The sequence below is a fragment of the Cereibacter sediminicola genome, assembly GCF_007668225.1.
GTDB lineage: Bacteria > Pseudomonadota > Alphaproteobacteria > Rhodobacterales > Rhodobacteraceae > Cereibacter_A > Cereibacter_A azotoformans.
In genome coordinates this window covers 1-14,075 of the sequence record NZ_VDEK01000051.1, presented here as the reverse complement: position 1 = coordinate 14,075, position 14,075 = coordinate 1, and the positions used below count along the sequence as shown (strand labels likewise).

Below are 14,075 nucleotides of genomic sequence, written 5' to 3'. Positions count from 1 at the left end.
CAAATTGTGAAACGACCTTAGCGCATGACATACGTCATGACGTAAGTCATGAAACCAGGCCCCGGCAGGCGGCCCTCGGCGGAGCCTTACGATCATATTTGGAGGTAGCGCGTTTGATTTCGCGATCGCTGTGCTCACGACTTCGTCGTATCGCTCATGAAATTTTGCCTCCCGAAGCCTTTGGATGATACGATCAACATACTCGAAGGACATCGTGTCTAACGCAGCCACGGGCACTGCCCCCGACTGCATCGCTTCAAATGCTTCTCCGAGAAAAAAGCGCATGAACACGTTCGCATCGGAGACGGGGGGCTGCGCAGCAGAATAATCGTTCTCTGCTACTACCAGTGCGCTGAAGGTCGACGCGGGCGAAAGATCAGTCCCGGACTCGCAGTTGACGACACTCGTCCCGACTATGTGATAAACCGCCTGCTCGTAATATCTGAGGAGCGACCGGATCTTGGGGTCGGTTTCACTCAAGTATCGTCTCATCGAACCGTCTTCAGAGAAATCACCAGCCGCAATTTCCTCCGCGATGGCATTGATCTCGGCTTCATTATTTCCGTTTGCAACGAGAAGGCGTCGGCGAGCCGTCGAAGCCGGGTCAACAAGCCCGGCAGCGATCCGGTCTCTATACCGAGCATGAACGTCGCCGAGTTGCCAAGGCATCACGTGCTCGAACGAGGCTTCAAGTAACGACACAATTCCCGCCACCTGCGCCCCATCAATACCTGCAGCGTGATAGGCCTCCTCGTGATCGTTCACGTAATCCCCAACGGATTGCTTATCTTCGCGAAATGCCGGCAGCAACGCCTTGCATTGAAGAACTTCGGGAAAGGCCTCTAAGAAATGAATTCCGCCTGGCGAAAGCAGATGTGACATATGGATAGTCACTGTGCCCTTGGTGAGCATCTTGGTTTTCAGCGCTCGTGCTGTGGTGAGCACGAAGTCATCCAAGCTCTCGTTCCGAAAGTTTGAGGAATGCAGATCCGTCGAGTAGACCCGTGGACCCGCGAGAGTGGATGCTGCCACCAAAGAACGCTGGCTAAGAAAGCTCATCAACTCTCCTGTTGGTTGGCACGGGGCACACGGTCGAGCGTATACCAAACGTGCCAACAATTAGAAGTCAGGTAACGCACCCTCGATCGCTTTGGTAGGAAAGTAACTCGGGAAAGAAGCGATCCAACTAAAGACCGAGATCAAGTTAGGTTCGATTTCTGTTCCCTCTATCGAGCGCGACCGGCGTCGAAGTGTTCGGGTGGATTGGAAAAAAGATTTGCGATTTCAAAAGCCTACAAGCTACGCACCAAATTGGTGTAGTCAACAGGTCCGGAGAATATCGGCCCTGAGAGACCGCTTACGGGCCTCCTAGCGCGGGGGGGCAGTGCTCAGCCTCTCCCGCATAACCCTCGAAAACAACAGAAAAATCCGGCAGCAATCGGATCGGGAGAACGCTTTCGCGAGGGCAAGTGGCGGAGGGGATGGGCCTGATATCCAACCTTCTCCACATTAAGTTATTGATTTCATTGATACAGACGGGCGTCCTCGGGCATCGGGCATCGGTCATTACTTCGATGCGCCATGACGGCGTTTGGTTTAATCGGCGCTTGACCTTCCAGTGACAGGAAGGAGCACATTGCTCCTGGGGGCCCGTGCATCGGCCTTCACGCGGCTGAGACCGCGAAAGGAGAACGCCATGTCCACCGTCGATCGCCACGCAGGTCACGCCCACACCAATGATGAAATGCCGACGCACCACGATGCGCCTGCAACTGGCTTGACGGCCATCGACCCTGTCTGCGGCATGACGGTGACCCTGAAGCCGGAGACCCGATCGGAGACCTTCGACGGAAAGGACTTCCATTTCTGCTCGGGCAAGTGCCAGACGAAGTTCCAGGCCGATCCTTGGTTCTACGCCTCGGGTCGTGCCGCAGGCCGCAAGAAAGCTGTTCCGGCAAACGTCCAGTACACCTGCCCGATGCATCCGGAAATCGTGCGCGATGCGCCGGGCTCCTGCCCGATCTGCGGTATGGCGCTTGAACCGATGGTACCCTCGGACGAGCCCAGCGAGGAACTGACCGACTTCACCCGCCGGATGTGGATCTCGGCCGCCGCGGCGGTGCCGCTCATCATCTTGACGATGGGCGAACTGGTGGCGCTGCCGGTGCGCGACTGGGTCGGGCATCAGACGGCGAGCTATCTGGAGTTCGTGCTGGCGACGCCGATCATCCTCTGGGCGGCGCTGCCGTTCTTCCGCCGTGGCTGGGACTCGGTGCTGAACCGGTCGCCCAACATGTGGACGTTGATCAGCCTCGGCGTCGGGGCGGCGTATCTCTATTCGCTGGTCGCGACCTTCCTCCCTCGCGTGTTTCCGGATGCCTACCGGATGGGCCATGGCGTCGGCACCTACTACGAGGCGGCCGTGGTGATCGTGGCGCTGGTCTTCGTCGGCCAGGTGCTCGAACTGCGCGCACGGGAGCGGACCGGCGATGCGATCCGTGCACTTCTGGACCTCGCGCCCAAGATGGCACGGCGCATCCTGCCGGACGGCACGGAATACGACGCGCCGCTCGAGAACATCATGGAGGGGGATAGGCTGCGCGTGCGCCCGGGCGACGCGGTCCCGGTCGACGGTGTGGTGATCGAAGGCCGCTCGTCGCTCGATGAAAGCATGCTGACCGGCGAGTCGATGCCGGTCGAAAAAGGTCCGGGCGATGCGGTGACCGGTGCCACGATCAACAAGAACGGCTCTCTGATGATCGAGGCGGGCAAGGTCGGCTCCGACACCGTGCTGGCGCAGATCGTGGCCATGGTGTCGAACGCGCGCCGCTCCCGCGCGCCGATCCAGGGTCTGGCCGACCGTGTTTCGGCGGTGTTCGTGCCGACGGTGGTCGCCATCGCGATCGTCGCCTTCGTTGTCTGGCTGACCGTCGGCCCCGAGCCCGCGCTGGTCTTTGCCATCGCCTCGGCTGTGTCAGTGCTCATCATCGCTTGTCCGTGTGCGCTGGGTCTCGCTACGCCGATCTCGATCACCACGGCCGCGGGGCGCGGCGCGCAGGCGGGCGTGCTGATCAAGGACGCCGAGGCGCTGGAGCGCATGGCGGGCGTCGATACGCTGATCGTCGACAAGACCGGCACCTTGACCATGGGCAAGCCGAAGCTGACGGATACGGTCGCGCTTGGCGATCTGACAGAGACGGAACTGCTGTCGCTGGCCGCAGCGCTTGAGCGCGGCTCGGAACACCCGCTGGCCGAGGCGATCGTCGAGGGCGCCGAGGCACGGGGTGCGCCGCGTCAGGAGGCGACCGACTTCGAGGCCGTCACCGGAAAGGGCGTGCGCGGCAGAGTTGGCGGACGCGCGGTGGCGCTCGGAAACGCTGCGATGATGCGGGAGATGGGATTGGACACGGGCGCCGTCGAAGCAAAGGCCGACATCCTGCGCGCCGGGGGCAAGACGGCGATGTTCATCGCTGTGGATGGCATGCTTGCCGGGATCGTGGCGGTGGCCGACCCGATAAAGGACTCGACCGCGCAGGCGATCAGGGAACTTCACGCCTTGGGGCTTCGGGTGATCATGGCGACGGGCGACAATGAGCGCACGGCGCAGGCGGTGGCGGGCAAGCTCGGAATCGACGAGGTGCGCGCCGGCGTCCTGCCCGAAGCCAAGAAGGATCTGATCGACCAGTTGCGCCGCGACGGCCACAAGATCGCGATGGCGGGCGATGGGGTTAACGACGCGCCCGCGCTCGCTGCCGCCGATGTCGGCATCGCCATGGGTACGGGGGCCGATGTGGCGATGGAAAGCGCCGGGATCACCCTGCTGGGCGGCGACCTGATGGGCATCGTCCGGGCGCGCAAGCTGGCTCGCGCCACCGTGCGCAACATCAAGCAGAACCTGTTCTTCGCCTTCGCCTACAACACTCTCGGAGTGCCGGTCGCTGCGGGGCTGCTCTACCCGCTCACGGGGATGTTGCTGTCCCCGATGATCGCGGCGGCGGCGATGAGCCTGTCGTCGGTGTCGGTGATCACGAACGCGCTGCGACTGCGGCGGATCGAGCTGTAAAGGGCTGACGATGTCCGAAGAACCGAACCACTGGGAAGGCGTCTACCGGAGCAAGGAGGAGGCTGAGACAAGCTGGTTCGAGGACCGTCCGCAGGTATCGCTCGACCTCATAGCGGAGACAGGCGCGGGCAAGGATGCGGCCATCGTCGATGTTGGGGCCGGCTCCTCGAGGCTGGTGGATTGCCTGCTGGACCAAGGGTTCCGCCGTATAACGGTTCTTGATCTCTCGGAAACTGCCTTGCGCACGGCACGCGCGCGGCTATCGCCGGATGCACCGGTCGAGTGGGTGTTGGCGAACGTCCTGCACTGGCAGCCCTCCGGCCGCTTCGACGTCTGGCATGATCGGGCCGCGTTCCATTTCCTGACCGAGGCTTCCGATCAGGACGCCTATCTGCGGGGCATGGATCGGGCCCTTGCCCCGGCGGCCACGCCATCATCGGAACGTTCGCGCCAGATGGCCCGACCTCGTGCAGCGGTTTGCCGGTCGCGCGCTATGATGCGGCCCTGCTTTCGGAACGGCTGGGTAGCGCCTATCGGCTCGTCCGATCGCTGAGCCACGAACACCGCACGCCGTGGGGCAGCGTGCAGCGGTTCCACTTCGGGCTCTTTCGGAAGGTCTGACGGGTGCGGAAAACCGTCAGTCTGCAGCGACCGCGTTGGACCGCTGCGCCTGCGCGTCGCGAATGTGTTCGGGCCAGGACGACTTGATGTAGTCGAGGATGGCTTCGATCTCGCCATGGTCCAGTATCGAGCCGAAGCCCGGCATGCCCGACGTGAAGGTCACGCCCATGTCGTCCAGGACGGCCTGACCGCCTCGGGTGATGTAGTCGATGAGCATGGCGTCATCGTGGTGCCAGGTGTGGCCCGTCTCGTCATGCGGCGGCGCCGGATAAAGGCCGCTGGCGTCGGGGCTGCGCCAGTCGGGCTGTCCCTCCAGATCGACGCCGTGGCAGGCCGCGCAGTGCTCGACGTAAAGCGCGCGGCCGGAGTTGGCGTCCGTCTCGGAAGCGTGGAGGAACGCCGCAGCCGGAAACGGCAAGAGCCCGATCATCAGGGAGAATGCAGGCAACAGATGCCGACCGGGCAAGAGCGGTTTGACCGGCATCCTGTGCCCCTGTCTGCGCCACGACCCTGCCATCAGCGAAAGAAGATGTATTTGACGAGGGCCGCTACGACGAGCACCACGAGGACAGCGACCACAAGGACCCACAACCCCATTCCCCACATCATGCCGTCGCCCATCATTGATCTGGCCCCCTGAGTCCTAGTGGTCGCGCGACTTTCCCGAGAGCCCGTCGATGATCGGGCACTCGGGCCTAGCGTCACCATGACAGGTCTCGACAAGATGCCCGAGCATCTCCCGCAACCCGGTCAGTTCCGCGATCTTGCGGTCGATCTCGCCGAGCTTCTCGGTAGCGATCGCCTTCACATCCGCGCTGGCGCGGTCACGGTCGGTGTAGAGGGCGAGCAGCTGCCGACATTCCTCGACCGAAAACCCGAGGCTGCGGGACCGCTGGACGAAGCGCAGCCGGTGGACGTCCTCGTTGGAATAATCGCGATACCCGTTGGCGGCCCGGTCGGCGGTCAGCAGACCGATGTCCTCGTAGTAGCGGATCGTCTTGGGCGGCAGACCCGATTGCCTGGCGGCTGTTCCGATGTTCATGGCGGCATCTCCGTAGCTTCTCGCGCCAACATAAGGGTTCCAGCCGCTGGAAGCTCAAGTAATTTCGAGGCGCGCGGACAGAAGTGGCCGCGCGGTCTGCACCGCGCGGCCACTGTGGTCTCAGTTGGCGTTCTCAGCCAGCCAAGTGGTCATCCGCTCGATCTCGGGGCCCTGCGCCGCGATGATCTCTTCGGCAAGCGCCCGCATCTGCGGATCGTCGCCGTGCTCGAGCAAAACCTCAGCCATGTCGATGGCGCCCTGATGGTGGGCGATCATTCCACAGGCGAAGGCCACGTCGGCATCCTCCATCATCATGCCTTCGTGCATGGCCGGCATGGTGATCATCATCTTGCGCATGTTCTCCTGGACATGCTCGGGCATGCTTTCAAGGTCTATGCCTCCCATGCCCATCATCTCCATCATGCCGGCGCCCATGCCGCCGCCCCGATTGCCGTGCATGCCACCGTGGCCCATAGCCGAATGGTCCATGCCGCCTGCGGCGGCAGCTGTTGTGCACTGCTCGGGGAGCTGGAATTCCGCGTCCTGCGCCAAAGCGGGCGCCGAGAAGGCGGTTGCGGCGACAGCCGCTGCTAGGATCGTCTTTGCGATAGTCATCTTGAGTTCTCCTGAATGTATGATTTGTCGAGCGATCAGAGCCACAGACGTCGCGGAGGGGGGAGGATCACCCCAGGATCGCTTCCCAAGCCCGGCACCGGCGTCGCAGCCGTCGTCTCGTCGCTGGCCGAAACGGTGGTAATTTCATGCGCTGCGACTGAAATCCCCGGACAGCAATGAGCCATCATGCAACAGCCTAATGTCGCAGCATCACAGTCGGCGTCCATCTGAACGGTGAGAATGCTGTGCTGGTCGCTCGGTTTGGCATGAGCGTGTTGAGTATGGGCTTCCGCTTGCGCTGTGTGATCATTGAGTGATGGGGAGCCAAAGTTGGCAGGCGGCCAGACGAAGGCGAATGCCAGCGCCAGTAACGCTGCCATTGCCAGGTTCGAAATCCGCGCTGATTTTTTCATCAATGGTTATCCACCAGGGAAGACGCTTACTCAGCAGTTACAACCCGCTTCAAGTAAGCGCGTTCCTCTTGGCGCTGCTTCTGACTATTGGCCGAGCGTCATGCCGCGGGGCGAGGCGAGAACCCGGCGTCCTCGAGCACGGACGCAACAGCAGATCGATCGACGCCCGACTCCACGGTCACCCGCTTCTGGGGCAAATCGATGTCGACCTTCGCCTGCGGATCGACCGAATGGATCGCCTTGGTGACGCTCCTGGCGCAGCCGCCGCACGTCATGTTGTCGATCTGGAACTGCATGGCACTCTCCTGAAGGGTTCTGCTTACCTTTCAAGATGGGGCTTCCAGTTGGTGGAAGGTCAAGGGGCGTCATCAACACGAAATCGGGTGTTGACCTTCCAGTGACTGGAAAGAGCAGAAGGGCTCCGACAGCACTCGCCAATGGAATCGATGATGAACGTCCACGCGACAGGAAGCGCCGAGATCGCTTCCAACCTGACACCGAAACTCGCCACTGTCTCGCTTCCGATTGTCGGGATGACCTGTACGTCCTGCGTCGGGCGAGTCGAGAAGGCTTTGAACCGCGTTGAAGGCGTGGAAAAGGCGACGGTCAACCTCGCCACCGAGCGAGCGGATGTGACCTTGGTCCAGCCTGTCGATCAGGCCAGTCTGGTCCGGGCGATCGAAGACGCAGGCTACGAGGTTCCAAGCCGCTCGATCACGCTCGTCATCGATGGCATGACCTGCGCGTCCTGCGTGGCGCGCGTGGAAAAGGCGCTGCTCGCAGTTCCGGGCGTCGTATCCGCCACCGTAAATCTGGCGACCGAACGTGCTTCGCTTTCCGCCTCAGGCAGTGTCACGGATCGCGATCTCGTCGCTGCAGTTTCCTCTGCGGGGTATGAGGCGCGGACGGTAAGCGGGAACGAAGACGACGAGGCGCATGCGTCCCGCAAGCAGGCGGAGCAAGCCGTCTTGGGTCGCGACGTTACTGTTGCGGCCCTACTGACGCTGCCTGTGTTCGTCCTGGAAATGGGCTCCCACCTGATCCCGGCGGTTCATGAACTCGTCATGAACACCGTCGGCATGCGCGAGAGCTGGTATCTGCAGTTCGTTCTGACGACAGTGGTGCTGTTCTGGCCAGGCCTGCGGTTTTACCGGATCGGCCTGCCGGCGCTCATCAAGGGCGCGCCGGACATGAATTCACTCGTCGCCGTCGGCACGCTGGCCGCCTGGACCTACTCGGTTGTGGCGACATTCACGCCGCAGCTTTTGCCCCCAGGAACGGTGAACGTCTATTTCGAGGCGGCCGCCGTGATCGTCACCTTGATCCTGCTCGGCCGCTACCTTGAGGCTCGGGCCAAGGGCAGGACCTCGGAAGCGATCAAGCGCCTTGTCGGTCTCCAGCCGAAAACGGCCCGCGTCCGCCGCAATGACAAGGTTGTCGAGGTGGCGCTTGGCGACGTCGTGACAGGCGACCTTGTAGATGTTCGACCCGGGGAGCGGATCGCCGTGGACGGCGAGGTCGTCGAGGGCGCGTCCTTCGTCGACGAAGCCATGATCACCGGAGAGCCGGTGCCGGTCGTGAAGCAGGCTGGCGCGACCGTGGTGGGTGGAACCGTCAACCAGACCGGCGCACTCACCTTCCGCGCAACCGCGGTCGGCGCCAACACCATGCTCGCGCAGATCATCCGTATGGTCGAGGAGGCTCAGGGCTCCAAGCTTCCCATCCAGGCGCTCGTTGATCGCGTGACGCTGTGGTTCGTGCCTGCCGTCATGGCGACGGCCGCGCTCACTTTCCTTGTCTGGGCGATCTTCGGCCCGGAGCCTGCGATCACCTTCGCGCTCGTCAATGCGGTTGCCGTGCTGATCATCGCGTGCCCCTGCGCGATGGGCCTCGCGACACCCACATCGATCATGGTCGGAACCGGGCGCGGCGCGGAGATGGGCGTGCTGTTCCGCAAGGGCGAGGCGCTGCAGTCGCTCAAGGACGCGCGCGTCGTCGCGCTCGACAAGACCGGGACGCTGACCGAAGGCAAGCCCACCCTCACCGACCTTGAGACTACGAGCGGTCATGCCCGCGATGAGGTTCTCGCGCTGGTCGCCTCGGTGGAGACGAAATCCGAGCATCCGATCGCGCGCGCCATCGTCGAAGCCGCCGAGGCAGACGGGCTGACGCTGTCCGATCTGACACGGTTCGAGAGCGTGACGGGTTATGGTGTCAGCGCCGATGTCGGCGGACGCCGCGTCGAGATCGGCGCCGACCGATTCATGGAGAAGCTCGGACTCGATGTCGGTGCATTCGCGACAATCGCCGCACGACTGGCCGACGAGGGCAAGTCGCCGCTCTATGCCGCCGTCGACGGCGAGCTTGCCGCGATCATTGCCGTCGCCGATCCGATCAAGCTATCCACGCCGGAGGCCATCCGGGCCCTGCACGATCTCGGACTGAAGGTGGCGATGATCACTGGTGACAACCGGCGCACGGCGCAAGCCATCGCACGACAGCTCGGAATCGACGAGGTCGTGGCCGAGGTGCTGCCGGACGGCAAGGTGGAGGCCGTCAGGGCGCTGAAGCGCCAACATGGCGGGCTCGCCTATGTCGGGGACGGCATCAACGACGCGCCCGCCTTGGCCGAGGCGGATGTCGGCATCGCCATCGGTACCGGAACCGACATCGCTATCGAGGCCGCCGATGTTGTCCTCATGTCGGGCAGCCTCAAGGGCGTTCCGAATGCGATCGCGCTGTCAAAGGCGACGATCCGGAACATCCGGCAGAACCTGTTCTGGGCCTTCGCCTACAACACCGCGCTCATCCCCGTCGCCGCCGGGGCGCTCTATCCCGCCTTCGGATGGCTCCTGTCTCCCGTCCTGGCGGCCGGAGCCATGGCGATGTCGAGCGTGTTCGTGTTGGGTAATGCGCTGAGGCTGAAGCGCTTCCGGGCTCCCATCGCTGACGTCGGCCGATGATGAGGCGCCGTGAGATGCTGCCGCATGGAAAGAACCCGGTGCGTGCGGTAAAGCTTCGGGGAAAGATGCCATGAAGCTCCGGGAAAATCGCAGGCGATGCCCCAGAGAATGGAGGAAGAAATGAAACTGAATTTTACCCGTCGAGGCTTGATGCTGGGAGCATGCGCCGCCTCGGTTGCTGCCGCTGTTCCGGCAGTGGCGGACGCAAGACCTGCGCTCCACGTCCTAAAAGATCCAAACTGCGGATGTTGCTCGGCCTGGGTCGAGATCGTGCAGGCCGACGGGTTCGATGTGACGGTCGAAGAGAGCATAGGAACGGCGCTCGCGCGCTACAAGCTCGACAACGGGATCCCGCAAGAGATGGGTTCGTGCCACACCGGCAGGATCGCGGGCTACATGATCGAAGGTCATGTTCCGCCAGCCGATATCCGTCGGCTGCTGGAGGAACGCCCGGACGCCATCGGGCTCGCGGTGCCGGGGATGCCCTACGGTTCGCCCGGCATGGGTCCAGAAACCGAGCGCGAGGCTTACGAGGTGTTCCTGATCCGGCGTGACGGCTCGACCGAAGTTTTCACAAGCTATGCGGCTGCCTGATCCTGGTGCTGCTGTTTGGCGCGTGATCAGGGCCGAAGACACGTACGCGCCTGGTCGCGCATGACAGCGTAGTCGCTCAGCATCTCGCCAACGGCCGAGCCAAGCTGCAACGAAGCCAGTTCCTCGGCAGCCCTGGCCTGAAACTCCCGACTATACTCGACGACGGGTGGGCAAGTCCCGAACTCGCCCGTCTCAGAACCGACCGTCGCGCAGCCGCTCAGCAAGCTCGTTGCGATCGCGAGGGCGGCGAGCGGCGGCTTCCAGCATCCGGCGTTGGACATCATTGGCCTTCTCCCTAGTCTCAAGGCGTTCGGCGAGGCGGCCCGTGCGTTCGCCGGACCGCCGAAGCGCTAGGTCATGTTGACAAATGGCGGAGCCATAAGCGGATCGACGTGATGTCGATGAAGCCCAGGAAGCTTTCGGCGGTCTTGTCGTAGCGGGTGGCGACGCGACGGGCATTCTTGAGCTTGTTGAAGCACCGCTCAACGAGATTGCGCAGGCGGTAGAGCCTGCGGTCAACGGCGACCCGTAGCTTCCGGGTTTTGCGCATGGGGATGACCGGCACCACGTCGCGCACCTCCATGGTCTTGCGGATGTTGTCGGAGTCGTAGCCGCGGTCTGCGAGCAGAACGCTTGGCTCGGGCAGGTTGTCAGCCATGACCAGATCGAAGCCGAGGTAGTCCGATGTCTGCCCGGCCGTGATTTCGGTTCTCATGGGCAGGCCTGCCGCATTGACCCGCAGATGGATCTTGGTCGTGAAGCCACCGCGCGAGCGGCCGAAACCTTGGCGCGGAGTCCCCCTTTTGCGCCCGCTGCCTGATGATGAGCGCGAACCACGGTGCTGTCGATCATCTGCAGCGCATCCGGCACGATCCGGCTCTCGTTCAGCGCCTCCAGGATCTGTTCCCACAGCCTCGCCAACGTCCAGCGCCGGAACTGCCGATAGACAGACGACCATTTGCCGAACTCTTCCGGCAGGTCGCGCCAGGGCGACCCCGTTCGGGCGATCCAGAAAATCCCATCCAGAACAAGCCGATGGTTCGTGGGCTTGCGGCCGTTCGGAGAACGGACAGCCAGGATGAAGCGTTTAAAGAACGCCCACTCGTCGTTCGACATCAGGTCTCGTGCCACGCTGGTCTCCATTGCAGATACCAGCTTGAATCACGATCACCGCGCCCGGTGAACCCCTTTTGTCGACACGCCCTAGACGACTGGTCTATTAACGCCTATATCCCTTGTATGACACTGACATCCAAAGCTGAAGCCACACGGCAGAATCTTCTCGACACCGGCTACAGGCTTGTCCTGAGCAAGGGCTTTTCCGCACTCGGTCTTCAGGAAATCCTGAAGGGGTCTGGTGTGCCAAAAGGCTCGTTCTATCACTACTTCGCGTCCAAGGAGGCGTTCGGTTGCGCGCTTTTGGACGACTACGTTACAGAGTACGGCGACCGGCTTGACCAGTTGCTTGCCATTGAAGCCGAAAATGGACGTCAGCGGCTGCTACGCTACTGGCAAGCGTGGCTCGATCCAGATGCGGGAGAGACCGCAGGGCGCGGATGGGCGGAAGACTGCCTTGCCGTCAAGCTGTCGGCCGAGGTTGCCGACCTGTCTGAAGCCATGCGGATGGTCCTCAGCGATGGCATCGAACGAGTGTTGCATCGCATCACCACTCTGATCGTCGAGGCGCGGGACGATGGTTCGCTTCCACCTGGACCGGAACCAGAGGCTTTGGCGCAGGTTCTTTACCAGATGTGGCTTGGTGCCGCGCTGCTTGCCAAGCTGACCCGTAGCCACATGCCGATGGAGCGGGCCATGGTCGCCACGAAACAGCTTCTGGCTTGTCCGGCAGATCCTACTTTGCAGACGAAAGGAACGGCATAATGAAGATTTTCTACAAAACACGCGCCACGGCCATCGGTGGCCGCTCGGGCCACACGGCGCTGGATGACGGCAGCCTTGCGCTCGACCTGACGGCGCCGAACTCCGGCAAGCCGGGCGCGAACCCGGAACAGCTCTTCGCCATGGGGTATGCTGCCTGTTTTGACAGCGCATTGCACCATGTCGCCCAGGTTCGAAAACTGGCACTGAGCGGCAGCAAAACATCAGCCGAAGTCGGTATCGGCCAACTGCCGGATGGCGGGTTCAAGCTGGACATCGACATCCATGTTAAACTCTCCGGTCTGGATGAGGCCACGGCGCGCGACCTGGTCGAGGCGACGCATCAGGTCTGCCCCTATTCCAATGCGACACGTAATAACATCGATGTGCGCCTGCACGTCACCACTGTGTAATGAAACATCATGCGCGGTAACATTCACACCACGTTTGGCGAACCGGCCGACGTCCTGATCGTGTCGGACAGCGCCATCCCGCAGCCCGGTCCCGGTCAGGTACGCATCAGGACCATCCTGTCGCCGATCCACAATCACGACCTCTGGACGGTGCGTGGCAGCTATGGCTACAAGCCCGAGCTGCCTGCCATCGGCGGCTCGGAAGCGGTCGGCACCATCGACGCCCTGGGCGCGGATGTGACGGGCGTGACAGTTGGGCAGCGGGTCGCGGTCGCGGGCGTTCATGGCGCTTGGGCGGAGTATTTTGTGGCACCTGCCACCGCACTGGTTCCTGTCCCGGACGCCATTTCAGACGAAGCGGCTGCGCAGCTTATCGCCATGCCGTTCAGCGCAATCTCGTTGCTGGAATTTCTTGACGTCAAAAGCGGGGACTGGGTGATCCAGAACACCGCAAATGGCGCGGTTGGCAAGATTCTGGCAAGGTTGGCCACGGCGCGCGGTGTGCATGTCGTCAACCTTGTGCGCCGCGATGCCGGGGTCGACGAACTTTCCGCAGTTGGAATCGGCAATGCTGTCTCAACAGCGACCGAGGGCTGGCAGGACCGCGTGCGGGCGATCACCGGCGGTGCATCCATTCGCGCGGCGGTGGATTCCATCGGCGGCACGGCCAGCAAAGACCTGCTGTCGCTTCTTGGTGAAAACGGGCTGCTGGTGTCCTTCGGCACGATGAACGGGGAACCGATGCAGATCGCCTCGGGCGACCTGATCTTCAAGCAGGCTGTGGTGAAGGGATTTTGGGGCTCCAAGGTCAGCGAGGCCATGCCGACCGACACGAAAATCCGTCTGATCGGCGAGCTGCTACGCCTTGTCGCCACAGGCGAACTGGACCTGCCGGTCGAGGCGGTGTTTGCGTTTGAGCAAATCACCGATGCCGTCAAGGCCTCCCTTGCGCCGGGCAAGAAGGGCAAAGTGCTGCTGAGGCCGTGAACTGCGGTGACGCTCAGCCACCCAATTGGACAAGGTCTGACATGTCTTTCTGGTTGCTGTCGCATTTAGGCCTGTGAGCTGATGGTGCCCCACGCCAGTAACTCAGCTACCATCCTTGTCGACACTGACAAGGATGGTAGCCTGCGTTCGTGGGCAAACGCATGTCGCGTATGAGAGATGCCAGAGGCGATCATTCGGCCTGCAACGGCTAAAGACATGCAGCAGGCCCGCACCGATAACCTGACGATACATCCCGTTTTGGTCGCAACATCGGCTATGCCACTGATAAAGCCCAAGAAGACATCGAGAGCTGTCATGCGCTGCCTATGATCCGGATGCGACAGAACCGTAATAATTTCTTCGGCTTAATCGACATCGCCTGCTTCAGCTTCAGACGTTGCCATTTGTCAACATTGCCTAGCAGGAACAGGGTAAGGCTCCGCCGAGGGCCGCCTGCCGGGGCCTAGTTTCATGACTTACGTCATG

14 protein-coding genes and 1 pseudogene are annotated in these 14,075 nt (G+C 62.4%); 7 read left to right on the top strand and 8 right to left on the bottom strand.

Annotated elements, in window-relative coordinates:
- A partial coding sequence (locus tag FG154_RS19050) for a hypothetical protein (RefSeq protein WP_145111350.1) occupies positions 1 to 1,059 on the bottom strand: 1,059 nt, incomplete at its 3' end.
- A gap of 685 nt (positions 1,060 to 1,744) precedes the next feature.
- Between FG154_RS19050 and FG154_RS19045 the strand changes: the two genes are divergently transcribed.
- Together FG154_RS19045 and FG154_RS19040 are read left to right on the top strand one after the other, a co-directional pair.
- On the top strand, positions 1,745 to 4,063 hold the full coding sequence (locus FG154_RS19045; protein WP_145111359.1) for a heavy metal translocating P-type ATPase: 2,319 nt from the start codon (positions 1,745 to 1,747) through the stop codon (positions 4,061 to 4,063).
- Positions 4,064 to 4,073: 10 nt separating this feature from the next.
- The gene (locus FG154_RS19040) at positions 4,074 to 4,616 is read left to right on the top strand and encodes a class I SAM-dependent methyltransferase (RefSeq protein ID WP_222120578.1); all 543 of its coding nucleotides are present in this window, start codon (positions 4,074 to 4,076) and stop codon (positions 4,614 to 4,616) included.
- An 84-nt stretch (positions 4,617 to 4,700) separates the two neighbouring features.
- On the opposite strand, the gene FG154_RS19035 is transcribed toward FG154_RS19040, so the two are convergent.
- The 5 genes from FG154_RS19035 to FG154_RS19015 form a co-directional block, all read right to left on the bottom strand.
- The gene (locus tag FG154_RS19035) at positions 4,701 to 5,168 is read right to left on the bottom strand and encodes a c-type cytochrome (RefSeq protein ID WP_246100451.1); all 468 of its coding nucleotides are present in this window, start codon (positions 5,166 to 5,168) and stop codon (positions 4,701 to 4,703) included.
- Positions 5,169 to 5,327: 159 nt separating this feature from the next.
- On the bottom strand, positions 5,328 to 5,726 hold the full coding sequence (gene cueR, locus FG154_RS19030; RefSeq protein WP_145111347.1) for a Cu(I)-responsive transcriptional regulator: 399 nt from the start codon (positions 5,724 to 5,726) through the stop codon (positions 5,328 to 5,330).
- A gap of 120 nt (positions 5,727 to 5,846) precedes the next feature.
- Positions 5,847 to 6,386, bottom strand: coding sequence for a CopM family metallochaperone (gene copM, locus FG154_RS21785; protein WP_281282091.1), 540 nt, complete (start codon positions 6,384 to 6,386; stop codon positions 5,847 to 5,849).
- Positions 6,377 to 6,754, bottom strand: coding sequence for a hypothetical protein (locus tag FG154_RS19020; protein ID WP_145111344.1), 378 nt, complete (start codon positions 6,752 to 6,754; stop codon positions 6,377 to 6,379). The genes copM and FG154_RS19020 overlap by 10 nt, the downstream gene beginning before the upstream one ends.
- 98 nt (positions 6,755 to 6,852) lie before the next feature.
- Positions 6,853 to 7,050, bottom strand: coding sequence for a heavy-metal-associated domain-containing protein (locus FG154_RS19015; protein ID WP_090614344.1), 198 nt, complete (start codon positions 7,048 to 7,050; stop codon positions 6,853 to 6,855).
- 237 nt (positions 7,051 to 7,287) lie between these two features.
- Between FG154_RS19015 and FG154_RS19010 the strand changes: the two genes are divergently transcribed.
- Together FG154_RS19010 and FG154_RS19005 are read left to right on the top strand one after the other, a co-directional pair.
- Complete coding sequence (locus FG154_RS19010; protein ID WP_246100453.1) at positions 7,288 to 9,717, top strand: heavy metal translocating P-type ATPase; 2,430 nt, start codon at positions 7,288 to 7,290, stop codon at positions 9,715 to 9,717.
- A 120-nt stretch (positions 9,718 to 9,837) separates the two neighbouring features.
- Entirely contained in the window at positions 9,838 to 10,311 is a 474-nt protein-coding gene (locus tag FG154_RS19005; protein ID WP_425456866.1) for a DUF411 domain-containing protein, read from the top strand.
- Between the two features lie 26 nt (positions 10,312 to 10,337).
- On the opposite strand, the gene FG154_RS19000 is transcribed toward FG154_RS19005, so the two are convergent.
- Positions 10,338 to 10,595, bottom strand: a complete 258-nt coding sequence (locus FG154_RS19000) for a hypothetical protein (protein ID WP_246087817.1) — start codon at positions 10,593 to 10,595, stop codon at positions 10,338 to 10,340.
- 71 nt (positions 10,596 to 10,666) lie between these two features.
- Positions 10,667 to 11,427, bottom strand: a pseudogene (locus tag FG154_RS18990) (IS5 family transposase).
- 123 nt (positions 11,428 to 11,550) lie between these two features.
- On the opposite strand from FG154_RS18990, the gene FG154_RS18985 reads away from it, so the two are divergent.
- Genes FG154_RS18985 through FG154_RS18975 form a run of 3 tightly spaced genes read left to right on the top strand, consistent with a single transcriptional unit; the run spans position 11,551 to position 13,589 of the window.
- Complete coding sequence (locus FG154_RS18985) at positions 11,551 to 12,192, top strand: TetR/AcrR family transcriptional regulator (protein ID WP_131674561.1); 642 nt, start codon at positions 11,551 to 11,553, stop codon at positions 12,190 to 12,192.
- The gene (locus FG154_RS18980; RefSeq protein WP_036721207.1) at positions 12,192 to 12,602 is read left to right on the top strand and encodes an organic hydroperoxide resistance protein; all 411 of its coding nucleotides are present in this window, start codon (positions 12,192 to 12,194) and stop codon (positions 12,600 to 12,602) included. The genes FG154_RS18985 and FG154_RS18980 overlap by 1 nt, the downstream gene beginning before the upstream one ends.
- 9 nt (positions 12,603 to 12,611) lie before the next feature.
- A complete protein-coding gene (locus FG154_RS18975) occupies positions 12,612 to 13,589 on the top strand; it encodes a zinc-binding dehydrogenase (RefSeq protein WP_036721204.1) in 978 nt (325 codons plus the stop codon).
- Positions 13,590 to 14,075 lie beyond the last annotated feature (486 nt).

Bases quoted from the DNA above. Each gene is read 5' to 3' on its own strand.
- FG154_RS19045 (WP_145111359.1), top strand. From the start codon at position 1,745: ATGCCGACGCACCACGATGCGCCTGCAACTGGCTTGACGGCCATCGAC.
- FG154_RS19040 (WP_222120578.1), top strand. From the start codon at position 4,074: ATGTCCGAAGAACCGAACCACTGGGAAGGCGTCTACCGGAGCAAGGAG.
- FG154_RS19035 (WP_246100451.1), bottom strand. From the start codon at position 5,168: ATGCCGGTCAAACCGCTCTTGCCCGGTCGGCATCTGTTGCCTGCATTC.
- cueR (WP_145111347.1), bottom strand. From the start codon at position 5,726: ATGAACATCGGAACAGCCGCCAGGCAATCGGGTCTGCCGCCCAAGACG.
- FG154_RS19020 (WP_145111344.1), bottom strand. From the start codon at position 6,754: ATGAAAAAATCAGCGCGGATTTCGAACCTGGCAATGGCAGCGTTACTG.
- FG154_RS19015 (WP_090614344.1), bottom strand. From the start codon at position 7,050: ATGCAGTTCCAGATCGACAACATGACGTGCGGCGGCTGCGCCAGGAGC.
- FG154_RS19010 (WP_246100453.1), top strand. From the start codon at position 7,288: ATGACCTGTACGTCCTGCGTCGGGCGAGTCGAGAAGGCTTTGAACCGC.
- FG154_RS19005 (WP_425456866.1), top strand. From the start codon at position 9,838: ATGAAACTGAATTTTACCCGTCGAGGCTTGATGCTGGGAGCATGCGCC.
- FG154_RS19000 (WP_246087817.1), bottom strand. From the start codon at position 10,595: ATGATGTCCAACGCCGGATGCTGGAAGCCGCCGCTCGCCGCCCTCGCG.
- FG154_RS18985 (WP_131674561.1), top strand. From the start codon at position 11,551: ATGACACTGACATCCAAAGCTGAAGCCACACGGCAGAATCTTCTCGAC.
- FG154_RS18980 (WP_036721207.1), top strand. From the start codon at position 12,192: ATGAAGATTTTCTACAAAACACGCGCCACGGCCATCGGTGGCCGCTCG.
- FG154_RS18975 (WP_036721204.1), top strand. From the start codon at position 12,612: ATGCGCGGTAACATTCACACCACGTTTGGCGAACCGGCCGACGTCCTG.